At 72.2% G+C, this 1,790-nt stretch carries 2 protein-coding genes; one reads left to right on the top strand and one right to left on the bottom strand.

Annotated features, from left to right (window positions below):
* A partial coding sequence (locus tag ACWGI8_RS43925; protein WP_453669178.1) for a hypothetical protein occupies positions 1-932 on the bottom strand: 932 nt, incomplete at its 3' end.
* 509 nt (positions 933-1,441) lie between these two features.
* On the opposite strand from ACWGI8_RS43925, the gene ACWGI8_RS43920 reads away from it, so the two are divergent.
* On the top strand, positions 1,442-1,790 hold a 349-nt coding region (locus tag ACWGI8_RS43920; protein WP_453669176.1), incomplete at its 3' end, for a penicillin acylase family protein.

The raw sequence follows: 1,790 nt of genomic DNA, 5'->3' as shown, positions 1-1,790 counted from the left end.
CCCTGTGGCAGCGGCCCGCCGGCCGCATCGCTCACGCCCCTGCGCGCCAGGACCAGCAGCACCGCCACACCCGCCACCAGCTCGAAAGTCCAGCTGCCGACGGCGAGTTGGTCACGGACGGGCAGATCGCCGAAGCCGCCGATCAGCTCGAAACGGATCGCGAGGGCGAGGCCCGTGGCGCCGCTCGCGATGAGGAGCCCCGCGGCGGCCAGTCCCAGCGGCCGCGAGTAGACGGCGTGGAAGAGCGCGCCGCCCGCCGCGGCCAGACAGATCAGCACGACCGCCGCGTTGAGCCAGCCCGGCGGCGGGCCCAGCAGCGGCAGCATGAGGTTCGCGCTGCCGGTGAAGCGGTCGGCGTAGGAACTCGCGGGGATCTCCGAGGTCCAGTACACCTCCCAGGCCGCGCGGATCCCCGCGACCGTGGCGAGGAGCAGGAACGCGGTGACCGAGACGCCGTGGGAGGGGCGGATCGGGGCCACGCCGTACGGCGACTCGGCGGGCCGGCGCCCCGCCGCGGCCGTGATGAGCAGCCCGACGGCGATACCGAGGGCCACGAAGACGGAGACGAGCGCACGGCTGCGGAGCTCGTCGGTGGCCCTCAGGTCCATCCAGACCGCACTGAGCAGCCAGAGCCCCGGCAGCCGTACGGCGAGCGTGACGACTCCGGCGGCGACGAGCGCGGCGGCCGCCACCCGGGATCGCAGGGCCGCGACGCCCACGACGACGTATCCGACGAGCAGCACCGGATCCTGGAGGGTGGTCGTGAGCCGCCGCGCCGGGACCGCGGTGCGGCCGTCACCGGCCCAGAACCACCAGAGGTCGAGCGGCTCTTCCGCCGCACGGAGGTCGCGGACGATCCAGGCCGCGGCCAGTGCCGCGAGGACGGCGCACAGCGCCGCGCCGGTGATCCTTGCTCCCCGTGTGAAAGCCACACAAGGGATACTCCATCGCTCCCCTCACGGGAACAAGGGACCGATCACCTCTTGGGACCGGTCATACGCGCCTTGGGCCGACCGGGAGGCGACCGGGAGGCGACGGGCGTCGACCGGGATGCGGCGGGAACGCGACAGGAACGCGACAGGAACGCGACGGGATGCGACCGGCCGGAGCGACATGGCGCGTTCCGGCCGGTCTACGGCACCCGCACGGCCGTACGCAGTTCAGGGTGGCTCGTTCGTATATCGGTGCTGCTTCAACCAAGTTGCCTGGGTGTTAACGAAATTGATGCGCACTTAGCGGGATTTGACGGGGTCCGGACGCCAGTAACCCAGTGCACTCACCCGCTCCTCGGGGAGGGCGAGCTCCTTGCGCGTCGTCGGTCCGCACGGAGTTGATCGCGGGCACTCCCAGCGATGCCCCACCGCTGCCTCCTCCCCCCAGCGCCCAGTAAGGTTAGGCCAGCCTAACCTAAAGGCCGATCAAGCAGGAGAGTGGGGACAGCGTGACGACCGAGGTCTACCGGGATGCCTGGGGCATCCCGCATCTGCGTGCCTCCAGCGCCCTGGAACTGGCCTTCGCTCAGGGACGGAACGCCGCCGTGGACCGGGGCTGGCAGATCGAGGTCGAGCGGCACCGGGTGCAGGGCACGACGGCCGCCTTCCTGGGCGCGGAGGCCGTCGTCTGGGACCGGTTCGCCCGTCAGGCACGGCTGGCCGACACGGCCCGGCGCTGCTTCGCGAACCTGGACGCGGACACGGCGGCGTGGGTGCGTGCGTACGTGGACGGCGTCAACGCCGGCCTTTCGGAGGGCGCGGGGGCGGCTCCCGAGTTCGCGGCGACCGGGCTCGCGC

The sequence above is a fragment of the Streptomyces sp. NPDC054841 genome, from assembly GCF_053611045.1.
The sequence above is the reverse complement of the archived record's forward strand: the minus strand, read 5'-3'. Positions and strand labels throughout refer to the sequence as shown.